The 14,342-nt window shown below is 68.3% G+C and carries 11 protein-coding genes; 3 read left to right on the forward strand and 8 right to left on the reverse strand.

What is annotated here, in order from left to right:
* Positions 1 to 253: 253 nt before the first annotated feature.
* Positions 254 to 832 carry a 4'-phosphopantetheinyl transferase family protein gene (locus tag HAV39_RS20110; RefSeq protein ID WP_191840748.1) on the forward strand — a complete coding sequence of 193 codons (579 nt, stop codon included), beginning with the start codon at positions 254 to 256 and terminating at the stop codon, positions 830 to 832.
* 309 nt (positions 833 to 1,141) lie between these two features.
* Complete coding sequence (locus HAV39_RS20115) at positions 1,142 to 3,250, forward strand: acyltransferase family protein (RefSeq protein ID WP_191840749.1); 2,109 nt, start codon at positions 1,142 to 1,144, stop codon at positions 3,248 to 3,250.
* 222 nt (positions 3,251 to 3,472) lie between these two features.
* Here HAV39_RS20115 and HAV39_RS20120 read toward each other — a convergent pair whose 3' ends face one another.
* The 7 genes from HAV39_RS20120 to HAV39_RS20150 form a co-directional block, all read right to left on the reverse strand.
* Positions 3,473 to 4,735: a saccharopine dehydrogenase family protein gene (locus HAV39_RS20120; protein WP_191840750.1), complete on the reverse strand. Its 1,263-nt coding sequence runs from the start codon at positions 4,733 to 4,735 to the stop codon at positions 3,473 to 3,475.
* A gap of 97 nt (positions 4,736 to 4,832) precedes the next feature.
* Positions 4,833 to 6,245, reverse strand: coding sequence for an NAD(P)/FAD-dependent oxidoreductase (locus HAV39_RS20125; protein WP_191840751.1), 1,413 nt, complete (start codon positions 6,243 to 6,245; stop codon positions 4,833 to 4,835).
* Positions 6,246 to 6,399: 154 nt separating this feature from the next.
* Positions 6,400 to 7,233 (reverse strand): ABC transporter permease, encoded by an 834-nt coding sequence (locus HAV39_RS20130; protein WP_191840752.1) that lies wholly within the window; start codon positions 7,231 to 7,233, stop codon positions 6,400 to 6,402.
* Positions 7,233 to 8,156: an ABC transporter permease gene (locus HAV39_RS20135; RefSeq protein WP_239120445.1), complete on the reverse strand. Its 924-nt coding sequence runs from the start codon at positions 8,154 to 8,156 to the stop codon at positions 7,233 to 7,235. Before HAV39_RS20135 ends, HAV39_RS20130 begins: the two co-directional genes overlap by 1 nt.
* Position 8,157: 1 nt before the next feature.
* The gene (locus HAV39_RS20140; RefSeq protein ID WP_191840753.1) at positions 8,158 to 9,243 is read right to left on the reverse strand and encodes an ABC transporter ATP-binding protein; all 1,086 of its coding nucleotides are present in this window, start codon (positions 9,241 to 9,243) and stop codon (positions 8,158 to 8,160) included.
* Positions 9,244 to 9,247: 4 nt separating this feature from the next.
* Positions 9,248 to 10,480, reverse strand: a complete 1,233-nt coding sequence (locus HAV39_RS20145) for a polyamine ABC transporter substrate-binding protein (protein WP_191840754.1) — start codon at positions 10,478 to 10,480, stop codon at positions 9,248 to 9,250.
* 46 nt (positions 10,481 to 10,526) lie between these two features.
* Positions 10,527 to 12,011 (reverse strand): gamma-aminobutyraldehyde dehydrogenase, encoded by a 1,485-nt coding sequence (locus HAV39_RS20150; protein WP_191840755.1) that lies wholly within the window; start codon positions 12,009 to 12,011, stop codon positions 10,527 to 10,529.
* 290 nt (positions 12,012 to 12,301) lie between these two features.
* On the opposite strand from HAV39_RS20150, the gene HAV39_RS20155 reads away from it, so the two are divergent.
* Positions 12,302 to 12,790 carry an Lrp/AsnC family transcriptional regulator gene (locus tag HAV39_RS20155; RefSeq protein WP_191840919.1) on the forward strand — a complete coding sequence of 163 codons (489 nt, stop codon included), beginning with the start codon at positions 12,302 to 12,304 and terminating at the stop codon, positions 12,788 to 12,790.
* A gap of 97 nt (positions 12,791 to 12,887) precedes the next feature.
* Here HAV39_RS20155 and HAV39_RS20160 read toward each other — a convergent pair whose 3' ends face one another.
* Complete coding sequence (locus HAV39_RS20160) at positions 12,888 to 14,126, reverse strand: ABC transporter substrate-binding protein (protein WP_239120444.1); 1,239 nt, start codon at positions 14,124 to 14,126, stop codon at positions 12,888 to 12,890.
* Positions 14,127 to 14,342: the final 216 nt, after the last annotated feature.

A 14,342-nucleotide genomic window follows, 5' to 3' on the forward strand; every position in this document is an offset into this window, starting at 1 on the left:
GCGCCTACACCCGCAGCAGCCGCGCCGCGGACCTGCTCGGCTGGCGGGCGGAACAGTCCGTCGAGGAGGGCATCAGGGACTCCCTGACCTGGTTCGCGCACCGCGGGCAGATGCTGCCCGACCTCGCTGGCTAACACCCGAAATGCCACCGCTTGAGGCGATGGCATGCGATACCCGGTGATCGCCTCATGCTCCAAAAGCCCGCGCATGCCGACGAGCTGCGCCACAAACGGCTTGTGCCATCGTGGTCGTCATGTCGGGTATCCGGATCTGGCTGGCCGCCACGGTGAACGCCACCGACCTGGCCCGGCACGCCCTGGGCGAAGTGCTCGGCATCGACGCCGAGCGGATCGAAATCGGCCGCGAACCCGCCGGACGGCCATTTGCCGTCGGCGTAGCCGGCCTGCACCTGGCCGTCAGCCACAGCCCGGACCTGGCAGCCGTGGCCGTCACGGAACTCGGCCCGCTGGGCATCGACGTCGAGACGGTCCGCGGACTCCCCGCCACCGAACTCGCGCGGCGCTGGTTCTCCGAGGCCGAGGCGGACTGGGTCACTCGCCACCCCGAAGATTTTCTGCTGCTGTGGACCCAGAAGGAGGCCGTCGGCAAGGCTCTCGGCGTCGGCCTGCACGGCGGCGGCCTGCGCCGCCCCATGCCGCTGCCCCCGGCCGCGACGCTGACCGCGACGGTGTCAGGGCTGCCCTCGATGGCGGTGGCCGCATGGATCCGCGACGGGATCGTGCTCGGCCTCGCCTGCGACTCGGCAGCGGCGCTCGGTGCCTCGGTCGCTGTCTCGGTCGTCGGCCTCCCGCCTCGGCCCGACCTCCGATAAAGGCTCAGCGAAGTTTTGCGGGGTCGGCTGTCCGGTGCGGTGGGCGTCCGGAGTGGACCCTGACGTGAAGGTGCCCGTGGCTCTCGGCGGGGCATGACCTGACGAAGCCGGTGGTATTGCCTCCCGCGGATCTGCCCTCAGTCAGCACCATGGCAGAAGATCGTGGAATCGCCGAAAACACTTGGCGAGATTCAGTGCTTTCGGCAGCGATCGCCACGCTGCCTTCCAAAGTCTCGAACCCCATCCATCGTCGGGCCGCGCATTCGGTTAGCATACGCCGTCTTGCGATCATGAGCCGAGGAGCGCGGAATGTCCCAGCCCATCCAGAAACGGGATATCCGGCCCGATATTCAGGTACTGCGGGCATTCGCGGTGGGCGTGGTCCTGGTGAGCCATCTGTGGCCGAACGGGCCGCTGGCCGGCGGTTACTTGGGAGTCGACGTCTTCTTCGTCATTTCCGGGTTCCTCATCACCTCGCACCTGGTGGAGCACGTCCCGACCAACCATCATGGGTTGTTGGACTTCTGGGGCCGACGGGTACGCAGACTGCTGCCGGCCTCACTTGCCGTCCTGGCGGCGACTGCCGTGGCGAGTTGGCTGTGGCTTCCCGAATCGCAGTGGTTGGCCACGGCTCGTCAGATCCGCGCCGCCGCCACGTACTGGGTCAACTGGGCACTCGCCGCCGACTCGGTCGATTACTTCGCGGCCGGAAGCCCGGCCACTCCCGTGCAGCACTACTGGTCACTCTCGGTGGAGGAGCAGTTCTACCTCGTGTGGCCGGTCCTCATCCTGCTGTTGACCTGGCTGGGTTGGCGGCTGCGGGAACGGCGTTGGCTCTACTTCGCGGGACTGCTCGTCGTGGTCGGCGCGTCGTTGTGGTTTTCGATCACGTACACCCGCTCGACGCCGGCCGCGGCATACTTCGTGTCCACGACCCGGGTCTGGGAACTGGGCGCCGGCGGTCTGCTGGCCGTCGCCCAGCCCGTGATCGCCAAGGTGCTGTCCACGAAGTGGGGCGAGCGTTCCCGGATCCCGGTCGCGTACGCGGGCTGGCTGCTGATGGCGGCTGCGGTTTGGCGGTTCAACGCCGAGACGGCGATCCCCGGCTGGCGGGCGGCCATCCCGGTCGCAGGAGCGCTGCTGGTGCTGGCGGCGAACGCGCCACTGGACTGGTATCCGGTGCACATGCTCCAGTGGCTGGGGGACCACTCCTACTCGATCTACCTGTGGCACTGGCCGCTGCTGGTGATCGAGCCTGCGGCGTTGCAATCGGCCCGAGGCTGGAAGGACGACGTGGCGATCATCGTCGCCACGCTGGTGCTGGCGGCGCTGACGAAGCGATTCCTCGAAGACCCCGTCAGGAATCTGGCGTGGTGGCGTCGCCTGGTGCCGACATACGCGATGGGCGCGTTGGGCATGGCGGTCGTGATCGCCGTCTCCGTGACCTGGACCGGTGTGGCGAACCACCGTCAGGAGGAACACCAGCGTCAACTCGCCGACCAGCTTGCCGGGAAGATGGCCTGCTTCGGCGCAGCGGCACTGGATCCCGCCAACAACTGTGCTCCTACCAATGATGGTGGGTACGTTCCGGACGGCTCCATCTGGCAGATCGGTGCCATCGAGCGCGGCAAGCCGGGACTCAACGACTCATTGTGCAACAGCTATGAACACGACTGGCGCGTCACGCGGTGCGATGCCGGGGACTTGTCGTCACCGGTGACGGTGGTGTTGACGGGCAATTCCCATGCGCTGCAATGGCTCGAAGCGCTGTCCGAGATCGCGGAAGCCCAGCACTGGCACCTCGTAACCTACTACGCGACTGGCTGTCCGTTCGCGGACTGGCAAGAGGGCACGTTCCTGCCGCAGTTCGTCCATTGCGGCGAATGGGGCCGGGCAGTCCTCAGCAGCATTCTCAAGCTGAAGCCGACCCTGGTGGTCACCTCCAACCTCGGTTACCAGCCCAATTACGCCGGCTGGTTCAGGCCAGGTTTCGGTCGCCCGCAGTTCGTCGACGTCTACACCTCCGCCTATCGGAAACTGAGTGACGCAGGGATCAGGACCGTGGTGATCAGGGACGCTCCCTCGGCGGTCGGCGGGGACAAGGGCGAGACCAAGTTGTTCCCGAACGCGAACCCGATCAGCTGCCTTGGCGCCCACCCCGATGACTACGGTGCATGCTCAGCACCCAGGTCCGAATGGGAATACGCGGACCCCGCGGTCGACGCCGTGAACAAGGTCGGCTCTCCGATGGTCACCTTCGCGGATTTCAACGACCGCGTCTGCGGCCCGGTGACCTGCTATGCCGTCGTCGGAGGCGTCCGTGTGTGGCAGGACCGCTCGCACCTCACGGGGACCTACGTCCACACCATGATCCCCTACATCGAGCCAGTGCTCGTGGGAGCAGTGGCAAGTCCTTGAGCAGGCTGATCGGGTGGCATGGCGAAGCCCGGCTCGATCGGGTCTCGCCATGTCCCGGTCAGGGGTGGCTGGGCCGGGTCGGCTGTTCAGATCGCTGAGCCGCCGGTCTCCGCGAGCCGGTCCTCATCGATGTCGACCAGCGTCTTGGCCATGGCAGCCGCCGGCAGCGACGTGCCCGCTCGGGTATGTCCCGACTTACCGAGCGGGCACGGCAACAACGCGTCAGGCGGCGATCTGCTCGCGGGCCGCCTGGGTCACCGCCCGAAAGGGCTGCTGGTCACGCATGCCCCACGGGGAGCCGTACGCCGTCAGCAGGTCCAGGAACGGCACCGGGTCCAGCGCCTCCGGCCCGAGCACGCCCTTGCCTTTCCACTCGCCCGCGGCCAGCAGCTCCAGCGCGACGACGGGGTTCACCGCGGTCTGCCACACCACCGCCTGGTGGCCGTATTCGCGCATGGACCACTCGTTGTCGACCACGTGGTAGAGGTACATCTCCTTGGGCCGGCCGTCGAGGCCCTTGCCCTTGACCCAGGTGCCCGCGCAGGTCTTGCCCTTCATCCGGGAGCCCAGCGTGGCGGGGTCGGGCAGCTGCGCGGCGAGCACGTCGCGCGGCGAGACCATGACCGTCGACTGGCCGCCGCCGATGGCGATCGGCCTGGTGGAGTCGAGGCCGAGCTTGTGCACGGTCTTCAGGATCTCGATGAACTCGGTGCCGAGGCCGTACTTGAAGGTCACCCGCCTGGCGTCGACCCAGCGCGGGATGAGCAGCACCTCCTCGTGCTCCACGTTGACGCACTCGACGGGGCCGATGCCCTCGGGGAAGTCGAACACCTCGGGCTCGCTGAACGGGGCGGTGGTGAACCAGCCGCGGTCGCGTTCCCAGATGATCGGCGGGTTGAGGCACTCCTCGATGGTGGTCCAGATGGAGAACGACGGGGCGAAGTCGAAGCCCTCGACGGTGATGTTGGAGCCGTCCCGCACCCCGATCTCGTCGATCTCGGAGAACAGGTGGTCGGCGGCGTAGCGGGCGAAGATGTCGGACAGGCCGGGTTCGACGCCGATGCCGACGAGCGCCAGCCGGTCGGCGGCCTCCCAGGCGACGGCCTTGCCGAACTGCTGCTCGCCGAGCATCACGCCGGTCTGGGCGTACGGGTCGGTCGGGTGCGGGCGGGACAGCGACATGGCCATGTCGAGGTAGTCCGCCCCCGCTGCGTACGCTCCGTCGAAGATCGGCATGACGAAGCGGGGATCGACCGCGTTGAGCACGTGCGTGATGCCGTGTTCGCGGCACAACCGGGCGACGTCGTCGGCCGACGAGGCGTCGAGCCTCGCCGCGACGAACCGGTCGCCGAGCCCCGAGACGGCCCGTTGGGCGCGTTCCAGGGAGTAGTCGGCCACCACCATGAGCTGGAAGAAGTCACGGCGAGCGGCGATGGCGGCTGCTGCACTGCCGACGCCACCAGCGCCGACCAGCAGGATACGCATAAAAGTCCCTTCAACACGTGGCAACAGATGCCACGAAACGACTTGATTCAAATGTGCCCGGGTCCCCACAGGTTGATCACCAATGGGGACGGCGGTGTCAGGAGTCGAAACCCAGGCCGGCGTGGTCCAGCGTGCGCAGCCACAGGTTGCGGCGTCCCTGGTGCTCGTCGGCGCGGGCCAGCGACCAGCGGGTCAACTGGATGCCGAGCGAGCGCAGCGGCTCCGGGGGCAGCGGCCAGGGCTTGGACCGTACGAAGTCCAGCCTGGTGCGCTCCGTGGACTGCCCCGCGAGGTGGTCGAGCATCACCTGCGCGCCGAAGCGGGTCGCGCCCACGCCCAGCCCGGTGTAGCCGGCCGCGTAGGCCAGCCGACCGCCGAAGGCGGTGCCGAAGAAGGCGCAGAAGCGGGTGCAGGTGTCGATCACCCCGCCCCAGCTGTGCGTGAACCGCAGCCCTTCCAGCTGCGGGAACGTGGTGAAGAAGTGCTCGGCCAGCCGCGCGAAGGTGTCCTGGCGCTGTTCGAGGGTCGGCGCGATCCGGTTGCCGAAGTGGTAGATCGCGTCGTAGCCGCCGAACAGGATCCGGTTGTCGGCGGTGAGCCGGTAGTAGTGGAACTGGTTCGCCGAATCGCCCAGCCCCTGCCGGTGCCGCCAGCCCAGGGCGCCCAGCTGCTCGACGGTGAGCGGCTCGGTCATCAGGGCGTAGTCGTACACCGGGATCAGGTAGCGCCTGAGCTTGCGCACCAGCGGCCCGAAGGCGCTGGTCGCCAGCGCGACGCGGGCCGCCCGGACCTCACCGTGCGGGGTGCGCAGCAGCAGGCCGTCGCGCCCGCTGCTGACCCCGAGCACCGGGGTGCCCTCGTAGATGCGCACGCCCAGGGTCAGGCAGGCCTGCCGCAGGCCCCAGGCCAGCTTCGCCGGGTCGACCATGGCCACCCGGTCGCGGTCCCACCAGCCGCCGAGGTACGTGGGCGAGTCGACCTCGGCCCGCACCTGGTCGCGGTCGAGCACCTCGGCGCGGTAACCCATCGAACGGGTCAGCTCGGCCGACTCGTGCAGCCAGTCCAGCTGGTACGCGGAGGTGGCCACCTCCAGCTCACCGGTGCGCTCGAAGTCGCAGTCGATGCCGTACCGGCCCAGTGTGTCCTCGATCTGGTCGAGGTTCTCCCGGCCGAGCCGTTCCAGCTCGGTGATCTCGTCCGGGAAGCGGTCCACCCCGTTGGCGAGCCCGTGCGTGAGGCTCGCGGAGCAGAATCCGCCGTTGCGTCCGGAGGCGGCGTGGCCGCACACCCCCGACTCCAGCACGACGACGTCGGTCGACGGGTCGCGCTCCTTGGCCAGCAGCGCCGTCCACAGGCCGCTGTAGCCGCCCCCGATGACTGCCAGCTGCGCGGTGGTCGCGCTGGTCAGCGGGGGCACGGGTGCCGGCCGGGAGGGCCGGTCCGTCCAGTACGGCGTCGGCGACGCATCTGACAGCGCCGACGCCCACAGTTTTGATCCTTTGGCCCGCATGAGCCGATCTCCTCCTTCTACTACCCGGAAGCCGTTTTGCGGCTCCATTTCCCTATAAATGCCCAGACAAACGAAATGTCTGGGAATACCAAACGGCCGCCGAGCCGGCTCCCCACGAATCAGGCGTGGGGCCGGTCGGCGGCCGTCAGGTCTGCTAGGACGTCGCGGCGCGGCGGGCGGAGCGGCGACGGGTGCGCAGCTGGCCCGCGATGACGAACGCGAACGAGATCAGGAACATCGCGGTGGCGATCGCGTTGACCTGCGGCGGGATGCCGCGCAGGTTCGAGCCCCAGATGAACATGGGGAAGGTGGTGTAGTCGCTGGTGCCGGTGACGAAGTTGGTGATGATGAAGTCGTCGAAGCTCAGCGAGAACGCCAGCAGGGCGGCGGCCACGATGCCGGGCAGCACGAGCGGCAGGATGACCAGACGGAACGCCTGCCACGGCGTCGCGTACAGGTCCATCGCCGCCTCCTGCAGCCTCGGATCCAGCCCGGCCAGCCGTGCCTTCACGGTGACCACTACAAACGATATGCAGAACATGACATGCGCGATCAGGATCGTCAAGAAGCCCATCGGAATCTGCAGGCCCAGGAACAGGGTCAACAGCGAGGTGCCCATGACGATCTCGGGCGTGGCCATCGGCAGGAAGATCAGCGTATTGGTCGATCCCCGGCCGAAGAAGCGGTACCGAACCAGGGCAAACGAGATCAAAGTGCCCAGGATGGTGGCGATCAGCGTCGCGGACAGGCCGACGTAGATGCTGCGCGTCAGCGACTCGCAGATGCCTGCCGCCCCGCAGATGTCGGTCCAGTTGTTCCAGGTGAACGAGAAGGTCTCGAAGTCGAGCACGTACGTCGTGTTGCGGCTGGCCGGCTGGTTGAACGACAGCAGCATCACCACGGCGATCGGCACGAACAGGTAGGCCAGCAGCACGAAGCCGAGCAGCAGCACCCACTTCTCGGCGAGCCAGCGCCAGAACGTGCGCATCAGACCACCTCCTCCGTGCCGAAGACGCGTACGTAGATCATCACGAGCACGAGGATGGTCAGCATCAGCATCACCGACAGCGCCGAGGCGATGGGGTAGTCGTTGACCACCAGGAACCGCGACTGGATCACGCTGCCGATCATCTGCGTGTTGGGGCCGCCCAGCAGCTGGGCGTTGACGTAGTCACCGGCCGAGGGGATGAACGTGAGCAGGGTGCCCGCCAGCACGCCAGGCATGGACAGCGGCAGCGTCACGCGGAAGAAACTGCGCACCGGCCCGTGGTAGAGGTCGCGGGCCGCCTCCAGCAGCCGCACGTCCAGCTTGTCGAGGCTGGCGTAGAGCGGCAGCACCATGAACGGCAGGAAGTTGTAGACCAGGCCCGCGATCACCGCGAACTCGGTCGCCAGCAGCCGGCCGTCCGGCGGCAGGATGTGCAGCCACTTCAGGAAGTCGACCACCGGCCCGCTGTCGGACAGGATCGCCTTCCAGGAGTAGGTGCGCACCAGGTAGCTGGTGAAGAACGGCGCGATCACGCCGACCAGCATCAGGTTCTTCCACCGCCCGCCCTTGATCGCGATGGCGTACGCGAGCGGGTAGCCCAGCGCCACGCAGATCACCGTGGTGATCAGCGCGTACCACAGCGACCGCAGGAACTGGACGTGGAACATCTCCCAGGCGGTGACGTAGTTGCCGAACGACCAGGCGAACGTGTAACCGGTCTCGATCGACCCGCTGGGGTCCCAGAGACTGGCCATGGCCAGCTGGAACACCGGGTAGACGAAGAACACGCCGAGCCAGAGCAAGCCCGGCGCGAGCAGGGCGTACGGGATCCACCGCCGCCGCCGCATCCCGGCCGGCGGTTCGACCGGGATCTCGGTGGCGGCGGCGGGCGTGCCCGACGCCGTGGGCAGCAGGGCGGCCACGTCAGCTCCCCACGAGGAACGAGTGCGCGGGCGACCAGTGCACCGCGACCTCCGCCCCGGGCGGCGCCGGGTTCGCGATGCCGGAGTTGGGCACGAACACCGTCAGCTCGCTGCCCCACGGCGCGCGCACCAGATACTGCGTGGAGACGCCGGTGAAGGAGGCGTCGGTGATGACGCCCCGCACCGCCGCGTGGCCCGAGGGCACCGCGTCCAGGCCGTCGGCCAGGTGCAGCTTCTCCGGGCGTACGCCCAGCAGGGCCGCGCCGGAGGTGACGCGGCACCGGGCCGCCGGCACGGCCAGCCGGTTGCCGTGCGCGTCGACGGTCACGTGCCCGTCGGTCTGCCCGGTGACCTCCGCTTTGATCAGGTTGGACTGGCCGAGGAAGTTGGCCACGAACGCCGAGGCCGGGAACTCGTACATCTCGGCCGGCGCGCCCAACTGCTCGATCCGCCCCGCCTGCATCACGGCGACCGTGTCGGCCATGGTCATGGCCTCCTCCTGGTCGTGCGTGACGTGCACGAAGGTGATGCCGACCTCGGTCTGGATGCGCTTGAGCTCGATCTGCATCTGCCGGCGCAGCTTCAGGTCGAGCGCGCCGAGCGGCTCGTCGAGCAGCAGCACCTCGGGGCTGTTGACCAGCGCGCGGGCCAGCGCCACCCGCTGCTGCTGGCCGCCGGACAGCTGCGCCGGGCGGCGCGTGCCGTACTGCCCCAGCTGGACCAGGTCGAGCATCTCGGCGACCTTGCGGCGGGTGTCCGCCTTGTTCTCGCCCTTGCGGCGCAGGCCGAACGCCACGTTGTCCTCGACGCTCATGTGCGGGAACAGCGCGTAGCTCTGGAACACCGTGTTGACCGGCCGCTTGTACGGGCGCATCCGGGTGATGTCCAGCCCGCCCAGCGTGATCCGCCCGGCGGTCGGCTCCTCCAGACCCGCCACCATGCGCAGCGTGGTGGTCTTGCCGCAGCCCGAAGCGCCGAGCAGCGCGAAGAACGAGCCGTCCGGAACGGTCAGGGTGAGATCGTCGACGGCGGTGAACCCGCCGAACGTCTTGGTGACGTTCTCGATGCAGAGGTCCTGGTCGGTCAACCTGTCACGCCCCGATCGCTGCCTGGAACTTGCCCGTGTACTCCTTCTCCTCCGCCTCGGTCAGCGGCTTGAAGATCTTGATCTTCGCCTGCATCTCGGCGTTGGGGAAGATGAGCGGGTTCTGCGCGAGGTCCGGGTCGATCTTGACCATCTCCTCCTGCGCGCCCGCCACCGGGCAGACGTAGTTGACGAACGCGGCCAGCTCGGCGGCCACCTTCGGATCGTAGTAGTAGTCGATCAACGCCATCGCGTTCGCGGCGTGCGGCGAGGTCACCGGGATCAGCATGTTGTCCGACCAGAGCATCATGCCCTCGTCCGGGGTGACCAGCTTGATCTTGTCGTTCTCGAAGCCGAGCTGGATCACGTCGCCGGACCACGCGATGCAGGCGGCGATGTCACCCTTGGCCAGGTCCTGCACGTAGTCGTTGCCGGTGAAGCGCCGGATCTGCCCCGAGGCCACGGCCGCCTTCAGCTTCTCCAGCGCCGCGTCGAAGTCGGCGGTGGTGAAGTTGCCCGGGTCCTTGCCGTTCGACATGAGCATGAAGCCCATCGTGTCGCGCATCTCGGTGAGACAGGTGACCTTGCCCTTCAGGTCGGGGCGGGTCAGCAGCTCGTCGACGGTGCGCACCTCCTTGGCCACCGCGGTGTTCACGCCGATGCCGGTCAGACCCGACTGCCACGGGGCCGCGTACTCCATGTTCGGGTCGAACTGGCGGCTGCGCAGCGTCGGGGCCAGGTTCTTCAGGAACGTCGCGACCTTGTCCGGGTTGAACTTGGCCGCGAAGCCGTTGCGGATGAACGTCGTCGCCATCCAGTCGGTGAACACGACGATGTCGCGATCGATCGGCTGGCAGGCGGCCAGCTGCGTCCGGATCTTGCCGTAGAACTCGTTGTTGTCGTTGATGTCGGCGGTGTAGGACACGTCGATGCCGGTCTTCGCCTTGAACGCGACCAGCGTCGGGTGGACCTCGGCGTTCTTCTCGTCCTCGTCCATGTATGCGGGCCAGTTCGAGAACGCGATCTTGCGTTCGGTGGCCGACAGGTCGGCCGTGGTGCAGCGCGGGCCCGCGGACGGGCCGGCCGTGCCGCCGGTGCCCTTGGTGCCGCAGGCGGCGAGCGCACCGCCGGCCACCGCGAAGGCCCCACCGGCGAGAGCCCCGCGCAGCACCGTCCGGCGCGACGGCATGGCCGCCAGCACTGCCTGAGCCTGCGGGGAGAGTGGTATGCGACGAGCCATCGAACGTTCCTTCACTGCCAGAGGGGTGTACAGGCGCAGATATCACTTACTGACTGAAGACGGTGCGGTGCCATGGCTTCGCGGCGACCGCGGTGGTGTCGTACATGACGTGCTTGATCTGGGTGTACTCGTCGAACGAGTACGTGGACATGTCCTTTCCGAAGCCGGAGCGACGGTAACCCCCGTGTGGCATCTCGCTGATGATCGGGATGTGGTCGTTGACCCACACACACCCGGCGCGCAGCTCGCGCGTGCCCCGCAGCGACCGGTGGACGTCCCGTGTCCACACGCTCGCCGCCAGGCCGTACGGCGTGTCGTTGGCCAGCGCCACTCCCTCATCATCGGCGTCGAACGGCAGCACGACCAGCACCGGGCCGAAGACCTCGTGCTGGACGATCTCGCTGTCCTGCGCGGCGTCCACGACCAGGGTGGGCGCGTAGTAGGCGCCGTGTGTCAAACCGTCGGGCACCCGGCCGCCCGCCACGATCTTGGCACCCGCCGCGCGGGCCCGGTCGACGAAGCCCGCCACCCGGTCGCGCTGGGCGAGGCTGATCAGCGGACCGATGTCGGTCGCCGGGTCCCGCGGGTCGCCGGCGCGTACGCCCTCGAACAGCTCGGCGACCCGGGCCACGAAGCGGTCGTAGAGCGGGCGCTGCACGTAGGCACGGGTGGCGGCGGTGCAGTCCTGGCCGCTGTTGATCAGTGAGCCGGCCACCGCGCCCTGCGCCGCGGCCTCCACGTCGGCGTCGTCGAAGACCAGGAACGGGGCCTTGCCGCCCAGCTCCAGGTGCACCCGCTTGACCGCGCCCGCGGCGGTCGCGCCGATCCCCCGGCCGACCGCGGTCGAGCCGGTGAAGCTGACCATGTCCACGTCCGGGTGCGCGACCAGCGCCGCCCCGGCCACCGGGCCGCGCCCGGTGACCACGTTGACGACGCCCGCCGGGATGCCCGCGTCGAGGCAGGCCCGCGCGAACATCACGCTGGTCAGCGGGGTCAGTTCGGCGGGCTTGAGCACGATGGTGTTGCCCGCCGCGATCGCGGGCAGGATCTTCCAGGCCGCCATCTGCAGCGGGTAGTTCCACGGCGAGATCGAGCCGACCACGCCGATCGCCTCGCGCCGCACGTAGCTGGTGTGGTCGGCGGAGTACTCCCCCGCCGCCTTGCCCTGCAGGTCACGGGCCGCCCCGGCGAAGAAGGCGGTGTTGTCGATCGTGCCCGGCACGTCGAACTCGGTCGCCAGGCGCACCGGTTTGCCGGTCTGCGCCACCTCGGCGGCGACGAAATCCGCGGCCCGCTCGGACAGCAGCGCGGCCAGGCGGTGCAGGGCGCCGGAGCGCTCGCCCGGCGTCGCGCCGGACCAGCCCGGGAAGGCGGCCCGCGCGGCCGCCACGGCCGCGTCCACATCTTCCTGACCAGCCAGTCCGTACTCCGCGACGGTGCTACCGTCGGCGGGGTCGACCACCGCGAAGCGCTCACCCGACGAGCCGTCCGCGATCCGGTCACCGATCACGTTCGGCGAAAAGCCGGTCATATCGCCTCCCACTTGTCAGATGTTCAACAACCCGTGGCGCGACGATCGTGACATGACGTGCGCCACATGACAAGGGATTCCGTGGCGAATCTGGAGTGCGACTACGGATTCCGGCATCGGATATCGCGACTTGATGACGTTTCCGTTACGGGGGTGGCCGCTAAGTGTCGGAATCGTCTGCCTCGTAGCGATACGATGCGCGGGCTGGACCATCACGCGCTCCCCCTTTGCGTACGCCCCAGGAGGCCTCATTGCCGACGCCCGCCGACTCCGCCGCATCGCGCGCTGTCATCCGCCGACACCCTCAACTCAACCACGCCAACCATGCGCTACTCGACGACATCGCCAAGCAGATCATCGAGCAGTTGCAGGAGGACGGCCGGAGACCGTACGCGACCATCGGCCGCGCGGTCGGCTTGAGCGAGGCGGCGGTGCGACAGCGCGTGCAGCGGCTCATCGACGCGGGCGTCATGCAGATCGTGGCCGTGACCGATCCGCTCCAACTGGGGCTGGGGCGGCAGGCGATGATCGGCGTGAAGACCACGGGTGACCTCGACGGCATCGCAGACGCGATCTCCGCGATCGAGGAGGTCGACTACGTGGTGATCACCGCCGGGTCGTACGACCTGCTGCTGGAGGCCGTGTGCCGTAACGACGACCACCTGCTGGAGATCCTGCACGAGGTGCGGGCCGTCGAGGGTGTGATCGGGGCCGAGGTGTTCGTGTACCTCAAGCTCCGCAAACAGACCTACTCCTGGGGCACCGGCACCGCCGCCTGACCCGCTTTTCATAGACGTTGGCCTATTACATCGAGTTTGATCTACAAATACTCGATGTAATAGGCCAACGTCTATGGCTGGACGGGGCGGAGCGCCGTCAGACGCCCATGACGGCGGAGAACCTGGCCTGGTACGCCTTCTCCTCGGCTTCACCGAGGGGGGCGAACGCCTTCACGCCGGCGAGCATGGCGTCGTCGGGGAAGATCAGCTTGTTCTCGGCCAGCTCGGGGTCGATCTTGACCATCTCGTCCTGCGCGCCGGCGACGGGGCAGACGTAGTTCACCCACGCGGCCAGCTCGGCGGCCACCTTGGGGTCGTAGTAGTGGTCGAGCAGCGCCATCGCGTTGCTCGCGTGCGTCGCGGTCACCGGGATCACCGCCGCGTCCGACCAGATCAGCAGGCCTTCGTCAGGCGATACAAACTTGATCTTGTCGTCGTTGAGGCCCAGCTGAAGGGCGTCGCCGGACCAGGCGATCGCCGCGGCGACGTCGCCCTTGGCCAGGTCCTGGACGTACTCGTTGCCGGTGAAGCGGCGGATCTGCCCGGACTCGACGGCCTTGCGCAGCTTCTCCAGCGCGGCGTCGAAGTCCTCCGGCGTGAAGGCGGCCGGGTTCTTGCCGAGCGACGCGATGAGCAGGCCCATCGTGTCGGGCATCTCCATCGGCACGCTCACCTTGCCCTTCAGGTCGGGCCGGGTGAGCAGCTCGTCGACCGTGCGCACCTCCTTGGCCACCCGGGTGTTGACCGCGAACCCGGTCAGCCCGGACTGCCACGGCACCGCGAAGCGCAGCTCCTGGTCGTACGGGCGGGCCTTCAGCGACGGCAGCAGGTTGCGGCGGTAGTTGGGCGTCTTGGCCGGGTCCAGCTCCTGCGCGAAGCCGTTGCGGATGAACTTGTTGACCATCCAGTCCGAGAAGACCACGATGTCGCGGTCGATCGGCTGGCAGGCCCCGAGCTGCGCACGGATCTTGCCGTAGTACTCGTTGTTGTCGTTGATGTCCTCGGTGTAGGACACCTCGATGCCGGTCCGCGCCTTGAAGGCGGCCAGCGTGGGGTGGCGCTTCTCGTCGTTCTCATCCACGTCGAGGTACTGCACCCAGTTGCCGAACGACACCTTGCGCTCGCTCGCGGACAGGTCCGTGGCGGTGCACGCCGGGCGGGTCGACGCCCCGGCCTGGGGTGCCATGCCCTTGGGGCTGCACGCGGCCAGGACCCCGCCGGTCGCGGCGAGCGCGCCGCCGGCCAGGGCGCCGCGCAGCAGGCGCCGTCGCGAGGGGGTCGCCGTGGTGGCCGCGAGCAGGGCGCGGGCCGGGGCCGACAGAGGACGAGCGCGCAATCGAGGCACCTTCCGCTGGGCAGGCTGAGAGCCTGGAGGGGTGACGGGTGACCCGCAATTGTGCCCAAACCGACCCGCCGCCCGCCCGCTGAGGTGCGGCAGCTCACAAACCACCCGTTACTGCCCAACCATGTCGCCCAGGTTGCCAGCGCACTACGAAATCCGTAGCCGTCGTGCGAAAATACTACGGAGAGGGTTGCTGCATCTCGACTACGT

The organism is Catellatospora chokoriensis, from assembly GCF_011297315.1.
GTDB lineage: Bacteria > Actinomycetota > Actinomycetes > Mycobacteriales > Micromonosporaceae > Catellatospora > Catellatospora citrea.

Excerpts from the sequence above, each read along its gene's own strand:
- HAV39_RS20110 (WP_191840748.1), top strand. The coding sequence starts at position 254 with ATGTCGGGTATCCGGATCTGGCTGGCCGCCACGGTGAACGCCACCGAC.
- HAV39_RS20115 (WP_191840749.1), top strand. The coding sequence starts at position 1,142 with ATGTCCCAGCCCATCCAGAAACGGGATATCCGGCCCGATATTCAGGTA.
- HAV39_RS20120 (WP_191840750.1), bottom strand. The coding sequence starts at position 4,735 with ATGCGTATCCTGCTGGTCGGCGCTGGTGGCGTCGGCAGTGCAGCAGCC.
- HAV39_RS20125 (WP_191840751.1), bottom strand. The coding sequence starts at position 6,245 with ATGCGGGCCAAAGGATCAAAACTGTGGGCGTCGGCGCTGTCAGATGCG.
- HAV39_RS20130 (WP_191840752.1), bottom strand. The coding sequence starts at position 7,233 with ATGCGCACGTTCTGGCGCTGGCTCGCCGAGAAGTGGGTGCTGCTGCTC.
- HAV39_RS20145 (WP_191840754.1), bottom strand. The coding sequence starts at position 10,480 with ATGGCTCGTCGCATACCACTCTCCCCGCAGGCTCAGGCAGTGCTGGCG.
- HAV39_RS20150 (WP_191840755.1), bottom strand. The coding sequence starts at position 12,011 with ATGACCGGCTTTTCGCCGAACGTGATCGGTGACCGGATCGCGGACGGC.